19 protein-coding genes and 1 riboswitch are annotated in these 24330 nt (G+C 44.5%); of the genes, 6 read left to right on the forward strand and 13 right to left on the reverse strand.

The features are described 5' to 3' along the window. Positions 1 to 89 precede the first annotated feature (89 nt). Positions 90 to 1163 carry a dual-specificity RNA methyltransferase RlmN gene (gene rlmN, locus BBH88_RS16285; protein ID WP_065536489.1) on the reverse strand — a complete coding sequence of 358 codons (1074 nt, stop codon included), beginning with the start codon at positions 1161 to 1163 and terminating at the stop codon, positions 90 to 92. 156 nt (positions 1164 to 1319) lie between these two features. On the opposite strand from rlmN, the gene BBH88_RS16290 reads away from it, so the two are divergent. Next, positions 1320 to 1790 (forward strand): VOC family protein, encoded by a 471-nt coding sequence (locus BBH88_RS16290; RefSeq protein ID WP_006831713.1) that lies wholly within the window; start codon positions 1320 to 1322, stop codon positions 1788 to 1790. Between the two features lie 456 nt (positions 1791 to 2246). Here BBH88_RS16290 and BBH88_RS16295 read toward each other — a convergent pair whose 3' ends face one another. Beyond that, the gene (locus tag BBH88_RS16295) at positions 2247 to 3761 is read right to left on the reverse strand and encodes a succinyl-CoA:acetate CoA-transferase ScpC (RefSeq protein ID WP_065536488.1); all 1515 of its coding nucleotides are present in this window, start codon (positions 3759 to 3761) and stop codon (positions 2247 to 2249) included. 180 nt (positions 3762 to 3941) lie between these two features. Between BBH88_RS16295 and BBH88_RS16300 the strand changes: the two genes are divergently transcribed. Then, a complete protein-coding gene (locus BBH88_RS16300) occupies positions 3942 to 4202 on the forward strand; it encodes a hypothetical protein (RefSeq protein WP_154669176.1) in 261 nt (86 codons plus the stop codon). A gap of 16 nt (positions 4203 to 4218) precedes the next feature. On the opposite strand, the gene BBH88_RS16305 is transcribed toward BBH88_RS16300, so the two are convergent. Together BBH88_RS16305 and BBH88_RS16310 are read right to left on the reverse strand one after the other, a co-directional pair. Continuing rightward, positions 4219 to 4863 (reverse strand): LytTR family DNA-binding domain-containing protein, encoded by a 645-nt coding sequence (locus BBH88_RS16305; RefSeq protein ID WP_006831193.1) that lies wholly within the window; start codon positions 4861 to 4863, stop codon positions 4219 to 4221. Between the two features lie 97 nt (positions 4864 to 4960). Continuing rightward, on the reverse strand, positions 4961 to 6463 hold the full coding sequence (locus BBH88_RS16310; protein ID WP_065536486.1) for a succinyl-CoA:acetate CoA-transferase ScpC: 1503 nt from the start codon (positions 6461 to 6463) through the stop codon (positions 4961 to 4963). 409 nt (positions 6464 to 6872) lie between these two features. Here BBH88_RS16310 and BBH88_RS16315 point away from each other — a divergent pair, with 409 nt between their 5' ends. Together BBH88_RS16315 and BBH88_RS16320 are read left to right on the forward strand one after the other, a co-directional pair. After that, positions 6873 to 8075, forward strand: a complete 1203-nt coding sequence (locus BBH88_RS16315) for an MFS transporter (RefSeq protein WP_006831195.1) — start codon at positions 6873 to 6875, stop codon at positions 8073 to 8075. Between the two features lie 135 nt (positions 8076 to 8210). Continuing rightward, positions 8211 to 9098 (forward strand): MerR family transcriptional regulator, encoded by an 888-nt coding sequence (locus BBH88_RS16320; RefSeq protein ID WP_006831196.1) that lies wholly within the window; start codon positions 8211 to 8213, stop codon positions 9096 to 9098. A 62-nt stretch (positions 9099 to 9160) separates the two neighbouring features. Here the strand turns inward: BBH88_RS16320 and BBH88_RS16325 are convergent, their stop codons facing one another. Then, positions 9161 to 9346 (reverse strand): hypothetical protein, encoded by a 186-nt coding sequence (locus tag BBH88_RS16325; RefSeq protein WP_006831197.1) that lies wholly within the window; start codon positions 9344 to 9346, stop codon positions 9161 to 9163. 95 nt (positions 9347 to 9441) lie between these two features. Next, complete coding sequence (locus BBH88_RS16330; protein ID WP_065536485.1) at positions 9442 to 10740, reverse strand: NCS2 family permease; 1299 nt, start codon at positions 10738 to 10740, stop codon at positions 9442 to 9444. Between the two features lie 449 nt (positions 10741 to 11189). Here BBH88_RS16330 and BBH88_RS16335 point away from each other — a divergent pair, with 449 nt between their 5' ends. After that, entirely contained in the window at positions 11190 to 12101 is a 912-nt protein-coding gene (locus BBH88_RS16335) for a nuclease-related domain-containing protein (RefSeq protein ID WP_238323345.1), read from the forward strand. Between the two features lie 996 nt (positions 12102 to 13097). On the opposite strand, the gene BBH88_RS16340 is transcribed toward BBH88_RS16335, so the two are convergent. The 7 genes from BBH88_RS16340 to BBH88_RS16370 form a co-directional block, all read right to left on the reverse strand. Next, a complete protein-coding gene (locus tag BBH88_RS16340) occupies positions 13098 to 14309 on the reverse strand; it encodes a NupC/NupG family nucleoside CNT transporter (RefSeq protein ID WP_006831126.1) in 1212 nt (403 codons plus the stop codon). Between the two features lie 164 nt (positions 14310 to 14473). After that, positions 14474 to 15904 carry a DHA2 family efflux MFS transporter permease subunit gene (locus BBH88_RS16345; RefSeq protein WP_065536484.1) on the reverse strand — a complete coding sequence of 477 codons (1431 nt, stop codon included), beginning with the start codon at positions 15902 to 15904 and terminating at the stop codon, positions 14474 to 14476. A gap of 424 nt (positions 15905 to 16328) precedes the next feature. Then, positions 16329 to 19376 (reverse strand): efflux RND transporter permease subunit, encoded by a 3048-nt coding sequence (locus BBH88_RS16350; protein ID WP_006831124.1) that lies wholly within the window; start codon positions 19374 to 19376, stop codon positions 16329 to 16331. 100 nt (positions 19377 to 19476) lie between these two features. Continuing rightward, positions 19477 to 19722 (reverse strand): hypothetical protein, encoded by a 246-nt coding sequence (locus tag BBH88_RS16355; RefSeq protein WP_065536483.1) that lies wholly within the window; start codon positions 19720 to 19722, stop codon positions 19477 to 19479. A 123-nt stretch (positions 19723 to 19845) separates the two neighbouring features. After that, complete coding sequence (locus BBH88_RS16360) at positions 19846 to 21012, reverse strand: TraB/GumN family protein (RefSeq protein ID WP_040852841.1); 1167 nt, start codon at positions 21010 to 21012, stop codon at positions 19846 to 19848. A 494-nt stretch (positions 21013 to 21506) separates the two neighbouring features. Beyond that, entirely contained in the window at positions 21507 to 22352 is an 846-nt protein-coding gene (gene ypfJ, locus BBH88_RS16365; protein WP_065537348.1) for a KPN_02809 family neutral zinc metallopeptidase, read from the reverse strand. Positions 22353 to 22410: 58 nt separating this feature from the next. Next, positions 22411 to 23022 (reverse strand): class I SAM-dependent methyltransferase, encoded by a 612-nt coding sequence (locus tag BBH88_RS16370; RefSeq protein ID WP_065536482.1) that lies wholly within the window; start codon positions 23020 to 23022, stop codon positions 22411 to 22413. Between the two features lie 106 nt (positions 23023 to 23128). Next, a riboswitch (Lysine riboswitch) is annotated at positions 23129 to 23307 on the forward strand. A gap of 128 nt (positions 23308 to 23435) precedes the next feature. Here BBH88_RS16370 and dapA point away from each other — a divergent pair. Then, the gene (dapA, locus tag BBH88_RS16375; RefSeq protein WP_006831118.1) at positions 23436 to 24326 is read left to right on the forward strand and encodes a 4-hydroxy-tetrahydrodipicolinate synthase; all 891 of its coding nucleotides are present in this window, start codon (positions 23436 to 23438) and stop codon (positions 24324 to 24326) included. The last annotated feature ends 4 nt before the right edge of the window (positions 24327 to 24330 follow it).

Consider the following 24330-nt stretch of genomic DNA (forward strand, 5'->3'; position numbering starts at 1 on the left):
TCCTTAAGATCCAATATCAACAAAATCAGTTAACATAGCTACCGAATAAAAAAAGCGTTCCTGAAAAATTCAGGAACGCTTTTGATTTATTAAACTGTTACTACTTTTTTCTCTTTTTTGATTTGCTTGCTTCGCAATTGACCACAAGCTGCATCGATATCGGCGCCTTGCTCATGACGTACACCACAGTTGATGCCTTTCTTTTTCAGAGCATCATAGAAAGCAGAAATTGCTTCCGGCGTACTTTGTTGATATTGATCGTGTTCATCAACTGAATTGTAAGGAATCAAGTTGACGTATGACAAATGACGCTTGTCTTCGAGCAACTTCGCCAATTGATTGGCTTCTTCTACGTGGTCATTGATGTCACGTAGCATAATGTATTCAAACGTGATACGACGGTTGGATTTCTCCAAATAATAATCGATAGAAGCCATCAGCTTCTCTACTGGGTACGCTTTGTTAATCTTCATGATGCGTGTACGCAATTCATTGGTCGGGGCATGAATTGAAATAGCCAGATTCACTTGCAAACCTTCGTCAGCGTAGTCATAAATTTTCGGTACGATACCACTAGTTGATACCGTAATGTGGCGTGCTCCGATAGCCAAGCCTTTTTGAGAATTCACGATGTTCAGGAAGCCCATTAAATTCGCATAGTTATCAAATGGTTCGCCGATACCCATTACGACGATATGGCTGACACGCTCTTCTTTTTCCTGGGAATCGAAATGCGCTTGTACTTGCATGATTTGTTCGACGATTTCGCCCGCATTTAAATCGCGGCTCTTTTTCAAAAGTCCGCTGGCACAAAAACTGCAGCCGATGTTACAGCCCACCTGTGTCGTTACACAGACGGAATTTCCGTATTTAAAGCGCATCAATACCGTTTCAATCAAGTTGCCATCTTGCATTTTGAAAAGAAACTTGATCGTGCCGTCCGCAGATTCCTGTTTGACTGTTTCTTCCAAAGTACGTATGACAAAATTATCTCCAAGCAGCTGAATGCAATCCTTCGAAAGGTTGTTCATTTCGCCGAATTCAGTGACACGTTTGATATACAACCAGTCCCATACCTGCTCAGCACGGTATTTTTTCTGACCGTTTTCTAAAAACCAATCTTTTAACTGGTCTATCGTCAATCCATAGATGGAATTTTTCATTTTAGAACCCTCATTTCAAATTTCACAATTGCTTATTATAATACTAAAAATAACGCTTGACAACAACTATTTTTGTTTAGACAGAAAAATCTGACTTAACAACCTGCTTACTATGACGTTTCCGGGGGTAGACAGTGGGAAAGAGGAGTTGATGTCATGAGTGCGATTACCCATGTGGGACTTGCCGTTCCAGACTTGGAAAAAGCCATTGATTGGTATAGGAAAGTGTTGGATTTCTACATTTTAGCTGGTCCTTTCGACTTTAATGCAGCGGATGAAAATCCCGAAGTGATGACATTGGATCTACAGGGCGCCGAGCTAAAAAAAATGCGCAACGTCCATTTGATGTCTTCAAGCGGTGTCGGCATCGAACTTTTCGAATTCCAGGATCCTACATATCACGCCGAACAGTATGCACCTCATGCTGGATTCTTTCACATCTGTCTGATTGTCGATGACTTGGTCGGGACGATTGAAAGAGCCGTTCAACATGGCGGCAAGCAGCGCAGCAAGATTTGGAATATCAATAAAGGTAAACCACATTACCTCGTTTATACCGAGGATCCTTTCGGCCATATCATTGAATTGTATACACGCAGTACATCTGAAATTTACGGAAATCGGTAATGAAAAGACCAGGTTACCTAAAAAAGGTAACCTGGTCTTTTTGAGTTACGCCTGTCGGAGCTATACGGCTGCTTCCGCTTTTCTTTATTGTCTAGCTCCAGCAGCCAACTCCTCGGGTCGTAAGTCGTTCTGTGTCTAGTTGCAGTGCCTAGCTCTTCGGGATGTAAGCCACTCTGGCTACGCGGCTGAAAACATGCCGCCTCACCAGATTGTCTTACACCTGTCAGAGCTAAACGGGCACTTTTACTTTTCGTGCTGTGTGGCTGAAAAAACGCCACTTCGCCAGCTCGCCTTACATCTGTCGAATCTACAAGGTTGCTTCCGCTTTTCTTTATTGTCTAGCTCCAGCAGCCAACTCCTCGGGTCGTAAGTCGTTCTGGCTGTGTGGCTGAAAAAACGCCACTTCGCCAGCTCGCCTTACGCCTGTCGGAGCTATACGGCTGCTTCCGCTTTTCTTTATACCAATTGTTCTTTTTTCTGGAGCATGGTGCCGTTTTTAGCTAGGTCGGCATGCCAAGAGAAGGCTTTTTCCAGGACGTGTGGAGTTTGTCCGCCGCGGGTTAACGCTTCATCGTAATACTCACGCAATTGGGCGTGGTACGTCGGGTGTACACAGTTTGCTAGAATGACTTCTACGCGTTCGCGCGGTGCCAGTCCACGAAGATCGGCATAGCCTTGCTCCGTTACGACGACATCCACATCATGTTCTGTGTGGTCAACATGGGATACAAACGGTACGACACTTGAAATGTTTCCGCCTTTGGCAATGGATTTGGTTACAAAAATCGCCAACCGAGCATTTCGTGCGAAATCACCTGAACCTCCAATCCCGTTCATCATTTTAGTTCCTGAAACATGTGTTGAGTTAACGTTTCCATACATGTCGAACTCGAGCGCTGTATTAATCGAAATCAATCCGAGACGACGGATAATTTCTGGATGATTGGAAATTTCCTGTGGACGCATAATGATCTTGTTGCGGTAGTTTTCAAATTCTCCAAAGACTTGTTTCATTTTCGGTTCAGATAATGTAATCGAACAGCAAGATGCGAAGTTCACTTTGCCAGCATCCATCAAATCAAAAACAGCGTCCTGTAAAACTTCCGAATATACTTCCAAATCTTTAAATTCCGAATCAACCATACCGTGCAAAACAGCATTCGCTACAGACCCGATACCTGATTGCAAAGGAGCCAAGCTCTCTGTTAAACGGCCTGCGCGAATCTCAGAACGTAAAAATTCAAGCAAGTGACCTGCCATAATTTCTGTATCTTCGTCAGGCGGTACGATAGTTGAAGGCGAATCCAATTGCTCGGTGAAAACAATGCCTCTCACTTTTTCCATGTCGATTGGAATTCCAATGGTGCCAATACGCTGATCGACAGCTGTCAATGGAATTGGCAACCGCTCACCTTGTTTGCCTGTATCATAGATATCATGCAGGCCTTCGAATAATTCAGGCTGTGACAGATTGATTTCAACAATGATGTTTTTAGCATGTTTCGCAAAAACTGCAGAGTTTCCAACAGAAGTTGTCGGAATGATCATGCCGTCCGCTGTAATAGACAAAGCTTCTACAATTGCAAAATCAATCGGTTCTGTAACGCCTGTACGAATCCACTCTGCTGTATGCGACAAATGATGATCGACAAACAGCATTTCACCTTCGTTAATTTTTTTGCGCATTGCCGGTTCTGCCTGGAATGGTAAACGTTTATTGACGATTCCGGCTTCTGCAAATAACCGGTCGATATCTGAGCCTAAAGAAGCGCCTGTGAAGACATTTACTTTGAAGCTTTCGTTTTCCGCACGTTTCACCAAGGCAAAAGGAACCGCTTTCACATCCCCTGCACGTGTAAACCCACTAAGTCCAAGTGTCATGCCATCCTGTATCCACGAAGCCGCTTCCTCTGGTGTGGTCACCCGGTCCTGCAACTGTTTCGCTTGAATGCGTTCAAGTTTTTTTTCCATCCTTATCACTCACTTCCGAAGTTAGTTTAATAGCTCTTCTTTTTAATAAAGCGTTTTCATGAGCGGGCGCTCAATAGAAAATCGCAGTCTCCTCAAAAAGGGTAAGGCTTTTCATTATCTATCATCTTTTAATTATTAGATAACTTTAACTTATTCTGTTTCGGAATTGAGATTTGCGGAGTGGAAAAGAGTTTAATGCCGCCAAGCAGAGAAAAAGATGCCTCAAGCAGCAGTTTTCAAACCAACGAAAAAAAAGCACTTTTTCCAGCGCTTGTCGGAGGCCCGCAGGATGCGGGTCAGCTAACCGTCGCGACAGGAAGTCGCGGTCTTAGGTTAGCTTCTGCTTTTGGCCGCCTGCGCTTTTCTTTGTCAGACTGGCTGCCAGTCCCTCGAGTCGCTTCAGCCTTACCGGAAATGGCAAAGGATGCTATTGCCAGTTAGGTTGCCTGCGTTTCTCTTAGAACCCAAGAAGTTTTCTGAAGTAGCTGGAATAGGATTGGCTGACGGGGATTCGATCCCCGTTATTCATCGCCAATACAAATGTGGAATGCGTATCTGGATAAATTTCTTCTATATGATGCACGTTAACAATGAATGAACGATGACAACGAATAAACGATTCACGTGGCAGAAGGAATTCGAATTCCTGAAGGGAGTTTTTATTGGTACCCGAATAGCCTTCCGCATGGACATGAGTTTTGCGGTCTTTGACTTCCAAATACTTCACTTCCATGAAAGGAATTGGCTTCCAGCCATCGGGACTTTTCACGGTGACCACCGATTTGCCTTCTGTAAATGCGGGATATATGGCCATGACACACCCTTGAAGTTTTCCTTCGTGTTCAAATGGCACAGCCATGCCATGATAAGGAACTCCAAATATTTCACGATTGATAAATTCAGACGTTTTCTGATTCGCCAGCAAGGCTTTGTGTGCAATGGTTCCCGGCTTCACCAGATCTCCCGGTTTTATTTTCAAGTCTACTCGCTTACTTGAACGATAATAAATATATTCTTTTGTATTTGTCACAGCTATTGAAATTTCATCGGAAAATAATTCACCCATGACGTCCAACAGCGAACCTAGTGTAAAACTTTCCATTAGAATCCTCCTGTTTCAACCCATCGTTTCGATTATACACGAAATACCTTTCTTCCATTAGAAAAACCAGTCCTTTAAAAGGACTGGTTTTATACGACTACTCTGATAAAAGCATCGTGCCGTTATTCGCTAAATTTGCATGCCAAGAGAAAGCTTTTTCCAGCACGTGAGGCGTTTGTCCGCCACGTAGCAAGGCTTCTTCGTAATAAGAGCGCATTTGATCTCGGTACATCGGATGAACGCAATGCTCAATGATTAATGGCACCCGTTCACGCGGAGCCAGTCCGCGCAAATCCGCATAGCCTTGCTCGGTCACTACGATGTCAACATCATGTTCGGTGTGGTCGACGTGCGTAGCAAACGGAACAACGCTCGATATGATACCGCCTTTGGCAATCGATTTGGTAACAAATATGGATAGACGAGCATTGCGGGCAAAATCGCCAGAACCGCCGATGCCGTTCATCATTTTAGTGCCTGATACGTGAGTTGAATTCACATTGCCGTAAATATCAAATTCCAACGCCGTATTAATGGAAATTAGTCCAAGTCGGCGAATCAATCCAGGATGATTTGTGATTTCTTGTGGTCGCAAGATGATTTTATCGCGATACTCTTCAAAGTTTCCAAATACCTGTTCCATTTTCTCTTTAGACAACGTGATCGACGAAGCAGAAGCAAACTTCACTTTCCCTGCATCAATCAAATCAAAAACAGCATCTTGGAGAACCTCTGAATATACTTCCATGTCTTCAAACTCCGAATCAATCAAACCATGTAGAACGGCATTCGCCACGGAGCCAATTCCTGATTGCAAAGGAGCGAGTTGGTTGGTCAATCGTCCTGACGCGACTTCAGCACGCAAGAAATTCAGTAGATGACCAGCCATCACTTCAGTTTCAGCATCCGATTGCAAAATAGTTGAAGGAGAATCTTCTTGCTCGGTAAAGACAATCGCTCGGACCTTTTCAAGATCGACCGGTATTCCGATTGTTCCAATGCGATCGCTGACATGCGTTAAAGGAATCGGTGAGCGCTGACCTTGTTTTCCGGGTTCGTAAATGTCATGCACCCCTTTAAACAATTCCAGCTGCGAAAGATTTATTTCAATAATAACGTTTTTGGCGTGCTTGACGAAAACCGACGAGTTTCCGACTGAAGTCGTTGGAATAATCATGCCATCTTCCGTAATCTCCAATGCTTCAATAACAGCAAAGTCGATTGGTTCAATAACCCCTGCCCGGATCCATTCAGCGGTCTGAGACAAATGGTGATCGACAAATAGCATGTCCCCGCTATTTATTTTTCTGCGCATAGCCGGATCTGCTTGAAACGGTAACCGTTTATGGACGATTCCCGCTTCCGCCATTAGTTTATCCACATCTGAGCCTAAAGAAGCGCCAGTAAAGACATTCACTTTAAACTGTTCTGTTTTGGCACGGCGAACCAATGCATAAGGTATCGCTTTGGCATCTCCTGCACGTGTAAATCCACTTAACCCAAGTGTCATTCCGTCTTTAATCCAAGACGCTGCCTCATCAGCAGAGACCACCCGTCCCTGTAATTCAATAGCTTTGATACGATGAAATTTATTGTCCACCTTTATCACCTTTCAGAGGCTTTAATTAGTTTGTTTGCCTGTATATTTATTATACCTTATTCTTTTTCTGGCCAAAATCAACCAGACTCTGGAATACGGGATTTCGTCTTTAGCCTTTCACATCCCTGCAACAATATAGGCTAGAGATTCCCAGACCTAAAGCTTTTTTCTTGCAATCAAGAAAAGGGTTTTTCGTTTATGCCAATTATCCATCGCCCGCCAAAACGCTGAGACTTTGCCAGCAACCGTTGAAGGATAATCCTTAACTTATGACCACTTTTTTATAAATCCATAAGTTGGAAAATATATCAAGTCTGTTCCGTTGACAAGAGATGGCCGCTCAAATAACATAAAAAAGTTGAAGAAAATAAATTCGCATAAACACATAGACGAAAAGAGGGTACCTGCCGTGTCTGCAGACCAAAAAAAGAAGATTTTCATCTTGATGATCAATATGTTCATCGCGATTGCAAGCTTCGGAATTGTTATTCCGATTCTGCCTTCCTATCTTGTTTCAATCAACCAAGGCGGCATGGCGGCAGGCTTGATGATTGCCATCTTCGCCGCTGCCCAGTTCGTCTTCTCGCCTATCGCTGGCAAATGGGCAGATCAACACGGACGCCGAAAAATGATCATTTATGGATTATTGGGCTTAACTATCTCCATGTTCGTTTTCTATGCTTCTGACTCTATTTGGATATTGTATTTATCGCGTGTCATTGGTGGAGTTGGAGCAGCTATGTTGATTCCGGCAATCTTTGCCTATATCGCAGACATCACGACCTTCGATCAGCGTGCAAAAGGCACCAGCTTGGTTTCTGCCGCCATGTCGCTCGGAATTGTCGTCGGTCCCGGTATCGGTGGGTTCCTAGCTGATTATGGATTAAAGTTGCCGTTCCTAGTGTCCACACTGGTATCTTTGGGAGCAGTCCTCTTTTCCATCATTTGGCTAAAAGAGCACGATGCAACAGATGCAGATCCTGCACTGGCTGCCAAATTAACCGATGAAGAATCCATGTTTACCAAGATTGGCCGTTCTACCAAAATGCCATATTTTATTCCACTGATCATTACACTCGTCATGAGCTTCGGCCTGTTGGCATATGAATCAGTGGTTGGCCTGTATCTAGACAATCAGTTCGACTCGACCGCAAAAGACATCGCCTTTATGATCACTGCAACAGGAGTCGTCAGTGTTATTGTCCAATTGTTCGTCGTTGACCGGATTGTTCGCCGTTACGGAGAAGTTGCCATCCTAATTTCGTTCCTTGGCGTGGCGGCATTTGGCTTCCTGATGTCCTTGTTTGCAGGAAGCTACGCTATGTTCTTTGCCGTCTCACTGGTGATTTTCCTGGCCACTTCCATTTTACGCCCAGTCTTGAATACCTTGATCTCGAAAATGGCTGACGGCGAAGTAGGCTTTGCGATGGGCATGAACAATGCTTATATGAGCATCGGCAATGTCATCGGTCCCTTGCTTGCAGGCGTTCTTTACGATATCAACATTGTATACCCCTTCATTTTGGGTCTCATCATGTTAATGATTACCATGTTTATCACAGTGGCTTGGCAACGTTCACGTGCTGCAAAGGCTTCAACAGCTGTCCAATGAATAACGGGTTCTCTCAGGAGAGCCCGTTATTCTATTTTTTTTCGAATAATGTCTCCAGCTTTACGGGTCTGCACATACGTTGTATAATATTTGTACAACACCTAACCATAAAATCTAAAGAATGAAGGTAATGCTATGTATAATATTAAAGCAGCTGCCAAAATCTTAGATATGCCGAAAGTGACAATCCGTTCTTGGGAGACACGTTATAGTGCGATTACTCCCGCTCGAACAGAATCTGGACACCGCTTGTATTCGGATCAAAATCTGGAAGATTTGAAATGGCTAAAAATACAAGTGCAGGATAATGGCGTGAAAATTAGTGAAGCCGTAAAAAAACTTCACGCTTCACGCAAGCAGTTCATTGTTACAAAAGACGAGCTGCTTCGAAAAGAGGCATTAGAATACGAGCAACAAATCGATCAACTTTTTCAGGCTGCGGCGGAGATGGATACTGAGCGTTTCAACTATTTGCTGGACTTGCATTTTTCTTTATTTCATCACCGAACAGTCTTTTTCTATATCATCGCGCCGCTGATGGTGCGTATTGGAGAAGCTTGGGAAGATGGCGCCATCAGTGTTGCCCATGAGCATATGATCACTCATATTGTCCAGCAACGCTTTAATCAGTTTTCCCGAATTTTCCAAGTTTCTCCAAATTTGCCGAAGGTCATTGCACTAAGCCCAAGTGGAGAGCAGCATCAGCTGGGTTTGCTGCTATTCACTTTATTCTTGCGGGAAAATGGTTTTTCTGTAGTTTACATCGGACCAGATACTCCACTTGAAGGTCTCGAGGAAATGGTTACTAAGCAAAATTTCAAATTAATGTGCATGTCGATCGCTACAAGTAGAATGCTGCCGTTGGCCAATAAGTATATTGATGCTTTGGCTAAAGCCAACCCGGAAATGCATTTTATTCTCGGGGGCCAAGGCGTTGATTGCGAACAAATTGAAGGCAACCGCTGGTATCTCGGCAGCGACGTGAAGTTCTGGCAGCAATGGCTCGATGAACAAAATTTTTAACAGCATACAAAAACGCCCTCAATATTAGATTGAGGGCGTTTTTGTATGCTGTTATTATAATCTTATTGCCAGTCGAGGTCCTGATAATCCTTCTGGTAAGGCCCATTGTCCGTTACTTCCGAATGGTAGAGCGCTTTTAAGGCAAAGCCTTTTTCAAGCTCCATTTCTTTCATCAACACTTTCAGCCGCTTTTTCAATTCCGGATGATCGCTGACCAACTGTTCCATTTTAGATTTGGTGTATTTCATCTTTATCCGCTCCTTTTGGATCTTCTTGCCTTTATTGTACACTGCCATCTAAAAAAGCGCACTCGCCTCAGCGAGTGCGTTACTAGTTATCGGCTTCAGCCTAAATAGTGAAACACGAAATTTGCCAAGAACAAACCGGCGATCACATACAGGACCGGTGAAACTTCATGCCATCTGCCAGTTGAAATTTTCAAAATCGGATACAAAATGAATCCAATAGCGATGCCGTCCGCAATGCTGTAGGTAAACGGTATCAACGCCACAATTAGCAGGGCAGGAAAGCTTTCGGTCAAGTCACTCATATCGAGGTTCTTGATATTTTGCAGCATCAAGCCTCCGATGATGATCAGGATCGGCGCAATCGCACTGTCGGGAATCAGTTTGATAACCGGAATGAAGAACGAAGCAATCAAAAACAATAATCCCGCCGTAATGGTGGTCAGCCCTGTCCGTCCGCCTGCTGTCATACCAGCTGCGCTTTCGACCGTCGCCACTGTTGGACTGGTTCCGAAAACGCCGGAAGTCATCGCAGATACAGAAGTCGCCTGGAAAGCACGGCCGAATTTCTCGGGACGCTCGATGAACGCCACTTGCCCGTGGACGAGCCCGATGTTTTCAAACACAAGCACCATCGTCAGCGAAAAGACTGCGACCCAAAACGTCATAGACAGGATATTCCCAAAGGACAATGCTCCAAATACCGCAAAGGCTTCCGCTACATTGATGGACGACTCATTCATACTGCCGAAATCAATCAACCCCAAAAACGAAGCGATGGCCGTTCCCACCACAATCGTGATGAGGAAATTACCCGGTACGTTGCGGATAAACAGCACGATTGCGATAAGGAAGGTCAGCACTGTCGCCAGCACCTGCGCTTCTGCAAGCGAACCAAGTGCCAGGATCGAACTCGTCCCACGCTCAACGATACCGCCTTTTTCAAGACCGATCAGCATCAAGAATAATCCCAGTCCCACCGTTATGGCTTCCTTCAGTGAATGCGGTACCGCAGCACTTACCATTTTTGCACAACGCGTAAATGCCACCGCCACAAAGATGACGCCGGAAACAAAAACAACCGCCAACGCCTCCTGCCACGACAAGCCCATCGACTGGACCATCGTGTAAGAGAACAACGCGTTGATTCCCATACCAGGAACCAGCAAAATCGGAGCATTGCCCCAAAATCCCATGATCAAACAGCCAAACACCGACGCCGCAATGGTTGCGACAATTGCCGCTTCAAGCGGCATGCCTGCTTCTGACAGGATCAGCGAATTGACGGCGATAATGTAAATCACCGTAATAAATCCGACCAAGCCAGCCGTCATTTCACGTTTGACCGTCGTACCGTTTTCCTGAAGACCAAAAAACTGGTCCATCCAATTAAACATAGTCATAACCTTCTATTAAATTAGCCCTCTCCCTACCCGCTCTGCCTATCGAAATAGGTAAGCCAAGATAGGAGTGTAATCTAAAAAGATGGCGCTGTCAAGGAAATATACTTGGCGGAAGTGGCGTGTGGCGGACGGGCGTATTTCTCTGGAGCGTGCGTGACGTCGCCGGTACGTGCGTATTTCTTTCGGAGCGTGCATGACGTCGCTGGTACGTGCGTATTTCTTTCGGAGCGTGCATGACGTCGCTGGTACGTGCGTATTTCTGACTGAACGCGCATAAGACAACAAGCTGGGGTTTGGTCGCTTTTCGCTCGCGAAAAGCTGGTAGTCAGGGTTTCGAAAATAAGCTTTTGCAAGAAAGCGGAGAATGCTATAATTCAAGTAATTCACATGGAGGAGGGATTCACATAACGAAAATAATTGGTTTATTACCCCAAACAGAAGCCTTGGCGCTGCTACTAGCAAGGCTCGATCATCAACATCCGCAACGGCCGTTTCTTGAACGGGAACTTCACTGGAAAACCGCCGGCAAACGCGGAGAAGAGCGGATTCGAAAGAAATTTAATGAATTTTATCAAGAGGAAGAGTTCCATACACTGTGGAACGTCAACTTAAAAATCGACAACTGGTTCGTACAAATGGATGGTTTGTTGCTGACTGAGCACTGCGCGATAATCATTGAGTCCAAAAACATCAGTGGTCAACTTCATTTTGATGAAAAGACAGGAGAATTTTTCCGTGTTAATCCCACAGGAGAAAAGACCGTTATGGAAAATCCAAAAATCCAGCTCAATAAGCATATTCGTTTTTTAACACATTTCTTTAAAATGAAAAAAATCAATTTGTCGGTAGCCGGTTTGATTGTCTTTACCGCAAAGGACTGTGAATTCATCTCCAAACCGCATGGCGTCTCTATCTGCAAGACCTACCAAATGATCGAATACCTTTTGGAAATTCTTCAGGCTTTCCCCCTCGAAGCCGAAAATATCAAACTGTCTAAAATCAAGAAATTGATTTTGACCAATCAAACCCCTTACAAACAAGCCCCTTTATGCACATACTATTTCATTGATCCGAAAGATTTGAATCCAGGGGTTTATTGCCCAAATTGCAAAATCCTGACGATGCAGCGTGCCAAACGAAATTGGATCTGTACTGAATGTGGAGTACGCAACGCTTCTGCGCATATTTTAGCGATCCAGGAGTATTTAACTTTTGTTGAAACAAATATCACCAATCAAAAACTTCGCGAGTTTTGTGGATTTGAATCCAGAGCAGTAGCCACAAGATTACTGAGTCAGCTGGATCTGAAGAGAATCGGAAAATCAAAAGCCTACTCTTACCACTTCCACGAATAATGCGGTAAGCCTCTCACTGGCGTGCGAGGCTTTTTTGTGTCGCTAATTGGCTCTTGATCGTGCGTATTTTTCTCTGAACGTGCATAAGTCTCTCTGAGCGTGCATAAGCTTTTTCAAACGTGCATAACACTCCTGGAGCGGGCATATTGCAACCGGAGCGTGCGTAAGTCGCAATCTCCTCCGTCCCTAGGCTCCTTCTGCCCCGCCACACTCGACTAAAGGCTTAGTTGCCTCGCTTTTCGCTCGCGAAAAGCACTAAAAACCGATTTTCCGCTCTGATCGTGCGTATTTTTCTCTGAACGTGCATAAGTCTCTCTGAACGTGCATAAGTCTCTCTGAGCGTGCATAAGCTTTTTCAAACGTGCATAACACTCCTGGAGCGGGCATATTGCAACCGGAGCGTGCGTAAGTCGCAATCTCCTCCGCTCCTAGGCTCCTTCTGCCCCGCCACACTCGACTAAAGGCTTAGTTGCCTCGCTTTTCGCTTGCGAAAAGCACTAAAAACCGATTTTCCGCTCTGATCGTGCGTATTTTTCTCTGAACGTGCATAAGTCTCTCTGAGCGTGCATAAGCTTTTTCAAACGTGCATAGCACTCCTGGAGCGGGCATATTGCAACCGGAGCGTGCGTAAGTCGCAATCTCCTCCGCTCCTAGGCTCCTTCTGCCCCGCCACACTCGACTAAAGGCTTAGTTGCCTCGCTTTTCGCTTGCGAAAAGCACTAAAAACCGATTTTCCGCTCTGATCGTGCGTATTTTTCTCTGAGCGTGCTTAAGTCTCTCTGAGCGTGCATAAGCTTTTTCAAACGTGCATAACACTCCTGGAGCGGGCATATTGCAACCGGAGCGTGCGTAAGTCGCAATCTCCTCCGCTCCTAGGCTCCTTCTGCCCCGCCACACTCGACTAAAGGCTTAGTTGCCTCGCTTTTCGCTCGCGAAAAGCACTAAAACTCAAAAAAGGGATCTGCAGCTGTTGCAGATCCCTTAGTAATATAAACTTTAAACGAACATTCCGGCAATCGCTGCACTCAGTAGTGAAGCGAGCACTCCTGCCGCAACGGCACGGATGCCGAGACGAGCGATATCTGGACGACGGCCTGGTGCAATCGCACCAAGTCCGCCAAGCAAAATTGCCAATGAACTCAAGTTTGCAAATCCGCAAAGAGCAAAGCTGACAACGATGACCGTTTTAGGTGACAAGTTGGCAATTTCAGGAGCAAAAGCTGAGTACGCAACAAATTCATTTAGCACCAATTTTTGTCCAATAAAGCTGCCTGCTTGAACTGCTTCAGCCCAAGGTACACCAATTGCCCATGCAAGAGGGGCGAAGATGACACCCAAAATGCTTTGGATTGTCAGACCCTCAAAGCCAAATTGACCAGCAATCCCGCCAAGTATACCATTCAACAAAGCGATTAACGCGATGAACGCAAGCAGCATCGCACCAACATTCAACGCCAATTGAAGACCGTCAGATGCACCACGTGCTGCCGCATCTACAACGTTAACTGAAGCTTCATCTTTTTCCATAACAAACTCTTTTTCTTCGACTTCCTCTGTTTCCGGCATCATCATTTTAGCCATGATCAAACCGGCTGGAGCAGCCATGAAGCTTGCAGCCAGCAAGTATTCAAGCGGTACACCAAGAAGTGCGTAACCCGCCAAAGTAGAACCGGCTACAGAAGCTAGTCCACCTGTCATGACTGCAAATAATTCAGACTTAGTCATTCCCGCGATAAACGGGCGAATGACAAGCGGCGCTTCCGTTTGACCAACGAAAATATTCGCCGCTGCTGAAATCGATTCCGCTTTACTGGTTCCAAGAAGCTTCGACAATGCGCCTCCCAGAAGTTTGATGACGAGTTGCATGATCCCCAAATAATAAAGTACAGAAATTAAAGAAGAAAAGAAAATGATAATCGTCAATACTTGGAAAGCAAAAACAAAACCGAAGCCTTGTACATCAGCCGCTGGACCGAATACGAAAGCGATTCCTTCACCTGCATAATCAATGACGTTCTGAACTAGATTCGAGAGACCCAACAACATCTTTCTTCCAAATTCCCATTCCAACACCATAAATGCAAACGTGATTTGGATGGCTAATCCGCCGAGTATTGTCCGTGGCTTAATAGACTTCTTGCCGCTTGATAATAAGAAGGCGATTCCAAGAACAACGAATACGCCAAAGATGCCCCACAATAAATTCACAACTTCACCTCATCGGTATATTTTTTTACCAGAAAATTAAGCAAATACATTGTTTAACTCTGCTGTCGTCAGACATCTTACCAAATCTAATGAAAGAAGTAAATGACCATCGTGTGACAAAATGATAACGCATACATAAGTCCTACAACCCGTTATACCGGGCTTTATTCTGTTTCTCCACCCTCTTGCTCCATTCCAGGACTGGTTTTTCTGAGGAAAAAAGCCAAACCCACTCCAATAATACTCAAGACACCAACTACAGCAAACGAAATGTTGACGCCGCGTATCAATCCCTGTACTCCGTATTGTTCAGGATCTAGCGCTGTACTAGTCATGATGGTTACCAAAAGTGCCGTACCAATCGACCCCGATACTTGCCGCATTGTATTGCTCATTGCTGTGCCATGAGGGATTAGCCGCTCTGGCAACTGATTGAGCCCAGCCGTCGTCACCGGCATCATAACCATGGCAACACCAAACATCCGGATGGCGTGCATGACGGTCAAGTAAAGGAAAGAAGTTGTCGCCGTCAGCACCGTAAACTGGAAAGTCGAAACCGTCACAATCGATAAGCCGACAACAGCCAACCACTTGCCGCCGAATTTATCAAAAATTCTGCCGGTGATGGGATTCATCAAACCCATAATGATTGCCCCTGGGAGCAGCATCAACCCCGATTCGAGTGCCGTAAAGCCATGCATATTCTGCATATAAATCGGCAGAATTGTCGCGCTGCCGATCATAGAAATAAATACAATAACACTCAGCACCGTTGATAAGGTGAAAATACCATAGGAAAACACTCGGAATTCCAGAATTGGCTCATCTAGTCGATACTGGCGGCGGATAAAGAATAGCAACGAAACGATACCGATTACAATAGAGGCCGCCACTGCAAGACTGTCCCACCCAAGTGAACCGCCACTCGAGAAGCCGTAAAGAATTCCACCGAAGCCCAGAGTCGACAGTCCTATCGATAAGAGATCCAAAGTTGGGAAAGTCTGCTTGGTGACATTTTTCAGGAAAAAATATGCCAGAATTAGATCCAGCAGTGCAATCGGAATCACGATATAGAACAAGGCACGCCAAGGGTACTGCCCGACGACCCAGCCTGACAGTGTTGGACCGATTGCTGGGGCGAAAGAAATGACCAAACCGAATAAGCCCATAGCCTGTCCGCGCTTTTCCACTGGAAATATAATGAACAGTACGGTCTGGGTTAAAGGCATCATGATGCCTGCACCCGCTGCTTGAACAATTCGACCGACCATGAGAACTGAGAATCCTGGAGCAAAAGCACAAATGATTGTGCCTGTCGCAAATAGACCCATCGCTACAAAAAACAAGTTACGTGTAGAAAATTTTCCAATCAAAAAAGCGGTAATTGGAATCATAACCCCATTAACCAGCATAAATACCGTCGTCAACCATTGCGCTGTGTTGGCGGTAATACTCAAGTCGTCCATGATACTGGGCAAAGCTGTTGCCAGCAGGGTTTGATTGAGAATGGCTATAAAGACTCCAGCCATTAGCACTGCCAGAAAAGGGCCATTTGCAATATTATCGTCTACTTTCTTCTGTTGAATTTCTGCCATTTCCTGTTCCCCCCTACTATTTGTCTTTATTAAATGGCTTACCCTCTCATTTTTCAAATATTCACCTATACCGGTTGAATCTATAATTTTACCTATCGACACTTTGCTAAACAGCTGTACTGTCGGCACAGAACATCATGACAACAGCTGCAGCGTTCAAGTAGATTTCTTATCTTGCCACTGCGTCGCTAAGAGTCTCTGCTATTGTGCTTCATTTCTTTTCAGCCACTCTTGAAAGAATAAAATATCGCTAATGCTTTTAAACCGAAGCGCCATAAAAAAAACCTCTTTCTACTACACGATCGCTGACAATAGTCGATACGACAAGCGTCGTTCAGCCGGGATCGACGGATAGTAGCTAATTTCTTTCATGCAATTTGTAAACAAATAAAACTGCACAACCCGAAGGCTGCACAGTTCCATTTTATTCTGCAATTTTATTTCTGCGTCGGTTCACCCGGTAGAATACCAGGTACAACGCTGGAATCATCACCAGTGTAAACAGGCTGGAGAATGCCAAACCGGCAATGATGGTCACAGCCAATGGTTCAAACAGTGGATCTCCTGACAACGCAATTGGCACGAGTGCAATAATCGATGTAATGGTTGTCAAAAGAATGGGTTTGATACGAGCATAGCCAGATTCAATAATAGCTTCTTTAATATCGAAGTTTCCCGATAGACGACGCGTTTCTACAAAGTCGATCAAGACGACTGCGTTTCGTACCACGATTCCTGTCAGCGAAACAATTCCCATAACGCCAAGGAAACTTAGCGGCGTTTGCGTTAAGAACAATCCAAGAATGGCACCAGAAACACCTAAGTAAACGGCGATTAAGACAAGGAATGGCAAGCTGAACGATTTAAACTGGAATGCGATAACGAGATACACGAGCAAAATGACCACTAGGAACAGGATGCTAATTTCAGCAAAGAAAGCTTCCTGATCAGAGTTTTCTCCACCCGTTGATAATTCATAGCCTTCTGGCAAAGACTCACGCTCTGTATCCACGACTGCTAGCATTTTGTTTTCAAAGTCAGCAACGTCACCAAATGCACGAAGCGTAATCGAACGTTCCGCTTCTTTATGCGGCACTTGTGACAATTTCGTTGTGTCTTCTGGTGTTAGCAACTCATCCATCGGAACCAATGTCGGTGGTCCTTGTTGACTAAGTGCCGGAACCTCGAATTGAGACAAATCAATTGGTTGACCTTCGTCAATGCCGGATTGCTTTAAGAACACTTGATACGGCATTTGACTTTCATAAATGGTGTATAGAGGCACACCTTGTGTCAAAAGCTGCAGTTGATTGGTTACTGAACTAAGTGCGATCTTGTTTTCTTGTAGCGCATCTTGATTCGGCACATACTCAATCGCTGGAACCGGATCACCTAAATTGTCTGTAACAATCGTAGCGCCTTCTGCAAGCATCTGTTCTTTTAATTGGTCGCGGAGAGATGCTAACTCTTCAATATCTTCACCTGTAATATCCACTGTAACTGGAGCCCCTACAGGTGGACCTTGAACAATCGTATCCAAGAAAATTTCTGCTTCTGGGAAACGCTCGCGTAACTCGGGCTGCCATTTATCGATAAAATCAGCAGCGGTTGTTTGGTCACGGTCAATGCGGAATACCACTTGACCTGTGTTGCCTCCTGTATTATTCATTGAAGATGCAAACAAGTTCGGCAAGCCTTCACCCGAAAAGATTGAGATTTCAGCAATGTTGTCATCTTCAGATTCGACTTCTTCTGTCAAACTAGCAAGAAATTCATCGGTATTTTCAATCGTTGTGCCTTCTGCCAGGCGGACATTCATTGTTACTTCTTCGCGGTCAGCTGCTGGGAAAAATTCAAAAGGCGTAAAGAGCGCAAGGGACAATAGCCCAGTCGCGACCAACAAGCCTCCGACTCCAACAAGTAGAGGGCGTTTTAATACGCCACGCAATACTTTATTTGAATAAAACAAAGCGATTTTCTCGAGTGGTTTCCCTAAAAATCCAGGAGTATCCGAAATTTTTTTCGCTCTTCGTTTCGTTTTCAAATATTGCATCATTGGTACAAGTGTAATCGATAGCACCGTTGAAGCTAAAATCGTCGTAATTAAAATACTTGGCAAGGCCTTGATAAACGCACCATTACCACCTGACAACAGCAATAACGGTGAAAATGTGACGACAATCGCCAAACTAGAAGAAATAATAGATGGGTACACTTCGCGGACACCGGTAATGGCTCCATCAAGTGCTGAATCACCTAGCTTATAACGCCGCTGAATATTATCATTGACCACGATACTGTCATCGACTAGAATACCGATCGCAATAATGAGACCGATAACTGAAATCTGGTTTAAGTCAACGCCCAGCCATGGAATCGGAATCATCCCGATTAGTACCGAAACTAGCACGGTTAACGCAACCGCAAAAGATCCATACAAAGTTAATCCAGCTGTCGTGACAATCAAAACAGCTAATACAGCGATAGCCAATGAAACATATAGGCCGTCGAAGATTTCATTCACATTATCCGCTTGAGATTCATATTTCTCTGCTTGCACTCCGGCTGGCAGATCTCCTGCAAATTCTTCAATAATTTCAGAGACATTATCATCTACAGCAGGAACATCCTGTCCTGTCTGCAAAAAGACGGTATACGAAATGGCGTCTTCGCCTTCGAACGTGACAATATCTTCCGTTTCTTGATCTACCGTTTCGATCGTCGCAACATCTGCAAGTGGAACTGCTGCTGCACCTACTTGCAGTTCTTTTAGTTTCTCGATGCCTTGACCTTGTTGCACAGTCAGGCTGACTTGCTCATTGCCGTTATCGTGTGTTCCAAGAGACAATGGCTGATTCGCTTGTTGAAGCGATTGGAGCACTTCAAATGGCTGAAGCTGGTTAGCTGCTAACTCTTCACTATTAAGTTCAATCAGAACTTGCTGTGAATTCAAGCCTTTAACCGTTGTTCCAGCAACTCCAGAAACGGCTTCCACTTCCTCAGAAAGCGTCGATAAAGCATCTTCCATATTTGCCAGTTCTTCTTTGTCTCCATAGAACATATATGAGACTAAAGGAAAAGTTAAATCTAGTTTTTCTACCGTTGTCTCTGATGCGTTATCAGGGAACCCTGATGTGGCATTTCCTGCTTGCTGCTGGATGCTGTTGATTAACTCATCCGGATTTTCACCGTCTTCTATTTCCAACGTAATAATGGAAGCAGAATTGGCAGACACTGATTGCAGCGAGGCAATGCCATCTACCTTTTGGATTTCACTTTCCAGCGGATTGGTTATGGAAGTTTCCACTTCCTCCGGTCCTGCACCCGGCAAGATTGTTGAAATCAAAACTAGGCTTGACGGTGTTTCGGGAATCTCACGTTGAGGTAATGTGATAAAGACATACGCCCCTACAATCGACAGAATTAAAATTAAAAATATGAATAACTTGCCTCGGTCTAGTATATACTTCATCGGCCCGTCTCCTCTGCATTTTTGTATAATTATTGTATAACTATAGCATTAAAAATACTAGTAAATAGCACAGAAAATCGGATGAAAATTCCATCCGATTTTACAAAGTGTACATCTTTTGGTGCTTCATCAGAAAAGCAGCGACAAATAACAGCAGCGGCAACAGAATAGACAACCGGAACCACATTCCCTGCCCTCCCATAAAAATGAGTAAAATTGGCGGAAGCAACGTGATTCCGCTCCAAGCAATTGCTTTCCATGATCTTTTCCAAAGACCGATAATCGCCAGCACAATCGACACAATGACTAGAGACCAGAGCAAAATCCCAACCAGAAAAAAGCCCATCGTAAAGCGCCTCTTTATTTTTAGCAATCTGTTACTTATCTATACCCTTTTCCCTGGAAAAAACGTCGTCAGTAAACTAAAAAAACCAGACAGCCAAATTGCGCTGTCCGGTTAAAAATCCGATTATAGATTTTGGAAAAACAAGCGGATAACATCCACGCCGCCGATGACATTGCCTGCCGCAGTTCCGACATTTGTCAAAACAACGACCAACAGAACGCGCGTGACTTTATTGTCCCAAAATCCTTTAAGTGTAAACACGTCTTTCGATAAAGTCTGAAAATCTCCAACGTTGGGGCGACGAATGTAGGCTTGCGCAAGCCCGGAAAACCAGCCTGCAGCCAAAAGGGGGTGCAGTGCCCCGATTGGTCCGCCGACGAAAGCTGTCAGTATTGCTAATGGATGACCAAAAGCTACAGCAGCGCCAATAGCGCCAAGACAGGCTGTCCATAGGATCCAGCTAATGGTTTGGTCGATACCGGCTGCCGGATTATTCATGAAAGTAATGGCAATCATTGCGACCAACGCCAGCGGAATTGCCCAGCCGATGATTTTCGGCCATTTTGATTTTGGCGGAACTTCCGACAACTTCGCTAAATCGTGTTCGTTATGAACTTCTTTGATAATGCCTGGCACATGAGCTGCTCCAAGAACCGCAACGATTTTTTTTCCAGGCGCATTTTTTATTTTTTGCGCTAAATACTGGTCTCGTTCATCAATAAGCGGCTCTTTTAGTTTAGGAAAGGCTTGTGTAAAGTCGTCCATTACCGCGTTCAACGTATCTTGTGATTTCATCTTTTCCAAATCTTCTTCTGAAATGGTTTCTTTGCTGAAAATGCTGAAGAATACAGATGTCAACAACTGTGCTTTTCCCATAAAGCCGATATTGCCCCAAATACGCGAAAACGTCACTTGGATATTGCGGTCCGCCAGCACGAGTTCTGCTCCTGCCTCTTTAGCAGACGCGATTCCTTGAATCATTTCTTGTCCGGGTTTAATCCCGAACTGATCTGCGAGTCGATTTTGAAAAGAAGAAATCGCCAAGTTCATCAAAAGCAAGCTAGCTTTTTTGTCTTTGATCACTTTGAAAATATCTGTCTCTTTCCATTTGCTGCCTTGCGTAACCGATTCATAGCGCTGCGCATCGAGTTCGATGCACACTGAATCCGGCTGCTCTGCTTCGATAACAGCTTTAACCTGCTCTGCACTAGCTTTAGAAACATGTGCCGTACCGATTAGGATCAATTCTTTGCCGTTGTATTCTATGCGTGTGATATTGTCATCCATCATGCTGTACTTCCTTCACAGAACTATATTTCTTTTCACCTCACATGAAAAGACTGTCTATTTTATATAATGAATCACATCAGCAAAAATATCAATGCTCCACCCTTTTAATCGCATTTGAAAAAGTGATTTCTATGTAAGGTGAATTAATAGTTTTAAAAGACGTTCCGCAAACCAACTCCGCTTTCCTGCGGGCTTGCACCGAACTAACTCGGGCTTTACGCCCGAGTGGATTTCTTTCCATGTTGCTTCGCTGCTCCCTTGGAGTCTCCGTTGGTTTACTCCACATCTTAACAATTAGTCATTTGAAAACACTTAAAAGAAAGAGTGAAAGACGACGAAAAAATTGTCTTCTCTTGTATCGCTATGCTAGCTTTGTTCTATCACACCAGATACGCGTTCACTTCTTGTTGATCAAAGTGTTCGCTTGAAAAGATTTCCTCGTCTTTTTCAAATATTATAGTTAAATAGCTAACTCTTCAGTTCAATATTTACACTCACAAATCAGTCGCTTTAAATGTGTCGCCTTCTTTTAAATTGCCGGCCTTAAAGCCTTTTTTGAACCATCTTTGGCGTTGTTCGGAACTGCCGTGTGTAAAACTTTCGGGTACTACGTAACCACGCGCACGTTGTTGAATGGTGTCGTCTCCTACAGCACTTGCCGCTGTCAGTGCTTCTTCTAGGTCGCCTTCTTCTAGATAGCCCATGCCTTGTGCATGATTTGCCCAAACACCCCATAAATAATCAGCTTGCAGTTCCAAGCGAACTTGCACTTTATTGTATTCTTCTTCGCTTAGTTGGTTGCGGAGAGGCTGCACTTCTTCCATGACACCAAGAAGATTCTGGACGTGGTGTCCGACTTCGTGTGCCACTACATAGGCCATAGCAAAATCGCCTGGTGCTTGAAATTGGGTGTGTAGTTCATTGTAAAAACTCAAATCAATATAAAGTTTGTAGTCGCCTGGACAATAAAATGGACCGACGGCTGCACCTGCCGTCCCACATGCAGACTCAACACTTCCGCTGTAAAGCACCAATGTCGGCTCGACATATTCCATTCCTTCTTCTTCGAATACTTCCGTCCAGGCCTGTTCGGTATCAGCCAAAACGACTGAAACAAATTCAGCCAACTCTTCTTCTTGCGCTGTTGACTCGTACAGCTGGTTTGAAGTCGACACTGATGATCCATTTGATTGATCAAGAATGACACCCGGGTCACCGCCTAAAAATGCTACTAACAGCACAATCAAAATACTGCCGATGCCGCCTCCTGCTACTATTACACCACCTTTCCCTCTTCTGTCTTCAACGTTTCTACTGGCTTTTCTGTCTTTCCATTCCATAAAGGTTCCTCGTTTCGCAACTGTTTTTATTGTAAACATACCCGTTATCGTCCTAGTTCTAATCCATTTTAGGCAGACGATAAATTAAAAATCGTTCGCGCGGATTTTTATGGAAATCGGGCAGTTGGATTTCTTTTATCAATTGAAAAACGGTGCTAGTTTCCAAAAAGTCGCTGTATTCCTGTGAGGCAAAAAACAGGATCACTTCTACTTTCCGTGAGTTTGTTTCGACTGAGATTAAAATTTTATTGATAAAAGCAATAAAGATCTCCACGGAAAAAGGGTTAAAAAAATAAAATATAGTGTCTTGTGCTACGATCGAATATTCCTGTGCCAAGCAATTATAAAAGTTAATGCTAGACTCCGCAGCAGCATGCTTTTTCAAATATCGTTTTTTATTTTCGAGAGCTTCGGTGTAGAACACTGGATTCATTTCGATACCTGCACTTTTTGCACCAAATAAATGATGCACATAAAAGTTTAAGCGACCTTTTCCACATCCCACATCCACCAGTCTGTCTCCAGAGGACAGGCTATAATTCTGGAATAGCTTGTCCAGCAGCTCATAGGGTGTCGGTTCGTATCGGTTATGGTGCAAAGAATCCGTGAAGCCCTGCTGGTTTCCCTCTGTTACGATGTTCAACTGGTATTCATAGGTCTGCTCGTTCATCCCGGATCACTCCTTTTTCGTAAGATTTTACATTCTCTATCTTGTAATTGACAGGGAAATTTGTTATAGTACAGCTAATTAAATATTTCTTGCTCCAGCTTTCATGGAGTAGGATAGAGGCGCAAAAACCACCAGTACGCAAAACGAGGACAATGAGATCCATTGACGTTTGCCGAAAGGGGGATTTGCCGAAGTGGCGGAAATCTCATATTTCTGTTCGCTGGGTCTGCATTCAACAAATGCAGGACTGTCATATAGGAAACTATATGGAGGGCTATCTGATGCACAGGAACGAATGGTAAACATTGTTTCTACTGCAGCAACGGGACCCCTCGTTGCTGCTTTTTTTGTTCATTCCTGACTGGCCCCTCACCTCTAAGCTTCGACAAAAATTAGAAAAGGGTGTGTTTTTTATGAATTTCGGCCAAGTAATTACAGCAATGGTAACACCATTCGATCAACATGGAGAAATTGACTTTCCGGCAACTCAGAAACTGATAGAGCATTTGATAGCGAACGGTTCAGATGCCCTTGTCATCGCGGGAACAACAGGTGAATCTCCGACTTTATCAACAGATGAAAAAGTAGAGTTGTTCCAGTTTACCGTCAACATCGTCGCCGGCAGAATCCCAGTCATCGCAGGGACCGGCTCAAACAATACGCGCGCATCCATTTCATTGACGAGACAAGCGGAAGAATCTGGCGTTGACGGCGTCATGTTGGTCACTCCTTATTACAACAAGCCGTCACAGGAAGGTATGTTCCAACATTTCCAGGCAATTGCCCAGTCTACACGTCTGCCAGTCATGCTTTACAATATTCCAGGGCGCAGCGTGGTCACTATGTCCCCAGCGACGATTATCCGCCTGTCCAAGATTGACAACATTGTTTCTGTCAAAGAAGCGAGCGGCGACTTAGATGCAACTGCAGAAATCATTGAAAAAACAGCGGCATCTTTTTCTGTCTACAGCGGTGATGACAGTCTGACTTTACCGATGCTGTCAATCGGCGGAACTGGTATCGTCTCAGTGTCTGCACATATTATCGGCAGCGCTATGCAGGACATGATTACTAGCTTTAAAACAGGTGACGTAAAAACAGCAGCGGCTATCCATAGACGTTTATTGCCGACCATGAAAGCATTGTTCGCTGCGCCAAATCCGTCTCCGGTCAAAGCAGCGCTCAACATGACCGGTGTCCAGGTAGGTGGTGTACGCTTGCCGATGCTTTCATTGACCGAAGAAGAAGCCTCAGCATTGCGTAAATCATTGCCAGATCTGCATTCAGAGGCTGTTACTAACTAAGTTC

It is taken from the genome of Planococcus antarcticus DSM 14505 (assembly GCF_001687565.2).
GTDB classification, from domain to species: Bacteria; Bacillota; Bacilli; order Bacillales_A; family Planococcaceae; genus Planococcus; species Planococcus antarcticus.

Coding starts and splice junctions, on each gene's coding strand:
- rlmN (WP_065536489.1), bottom strand. CDS start 1,163: ATGAAAAATTCCATCTATGGATTGACGATAGACCAGTTAAAAGATTGG.
- BBH88_RS16290 (WP_006831713.1), top strand. CDS start 1,320: ATGAGTGCGATTACCCATGTGGGACTTGCCGTTCCAGACTTGGAAAAA.
- BBH88_RS16295 (WP_065536488.1), bottom strand. CDS start 3,761: ATGGAAAAAAAACTTGAACGCATTCAAGCGAAACAGTTGCAGGACCGG.
- BBH88_RS16305 (WP_006831193.1), bottom strand. CDS start 4,863: ATGGAAAGTTTTACACTAGGTTCGCTGTTGGACGTCATGGGTGAATTA.
- BBH88_RS16320 (WP_006831196.1), top strand. CDS start 8,211: ATGTATAATATTAAAGCAGCTGCCAAAATCTTAGATATGCCGAAAGTG.
- BBH88_RS16325 (WP_006831197.1), bottom strand. CDS start 9,346: ATGAAATACACCAAATCTAAAATGGAACAGTTGGTCAGCGATCATCCG.
- BBH88_RS16330 (WP_065536485.1), bottom strand. CDS start 10,740: ATGTTTAATTGGATGGACCAGTTTTTTGGTCTTCAGGAAAACGGTACG.
- BBH88_RS16345 (WP_065536484.1), bottom strand. CDS start 15,904: ATGGCAGAAATTCAACAGAAGAAAGTAGACGATAATATTGCAAATGGC.
- BBH88_RS16350 (WP_006831124.1), bottom strand. CDS start 19,376: ATGAAGTATATACTAGACCGAGGCAAGTTATTCATATTTTTAATTTTA.
- BBH88_RS16355 (WP_065536483.1), bottom strand. CDS start 19,722: ATGGGCTTTTTTCTGGTTGGGATTTTGCTCTGGTCTCTAGTCATTGTG.
- BBH88_RS16360 (WP_040852841.1), bottom strand. CDS start 21,012: ATGATGGATGACAATATCACACGCATAGAATACAACGGCAAAGAATTG.
- ypfJ (WP_065537348.1), bottom strand. CDS start 22,352: ATGGAATGGAAAGACAGAAAAGCCAGTAGAAACGTTGAAGACAGAAGA.
- BBH88_RS16370 (WP_065536482.1), bottom strand. CDS start 23,022: ATGAACGAGCAGACCTATGAATACCAGTTGAACATCGTAACAGAGGGA.
- dapA (WP_006831118.1), top strand. CDS start 23,436: ATGAATTTCGGCCAAGTAATTACAGCAATGGTAACACCATTCGATCAA.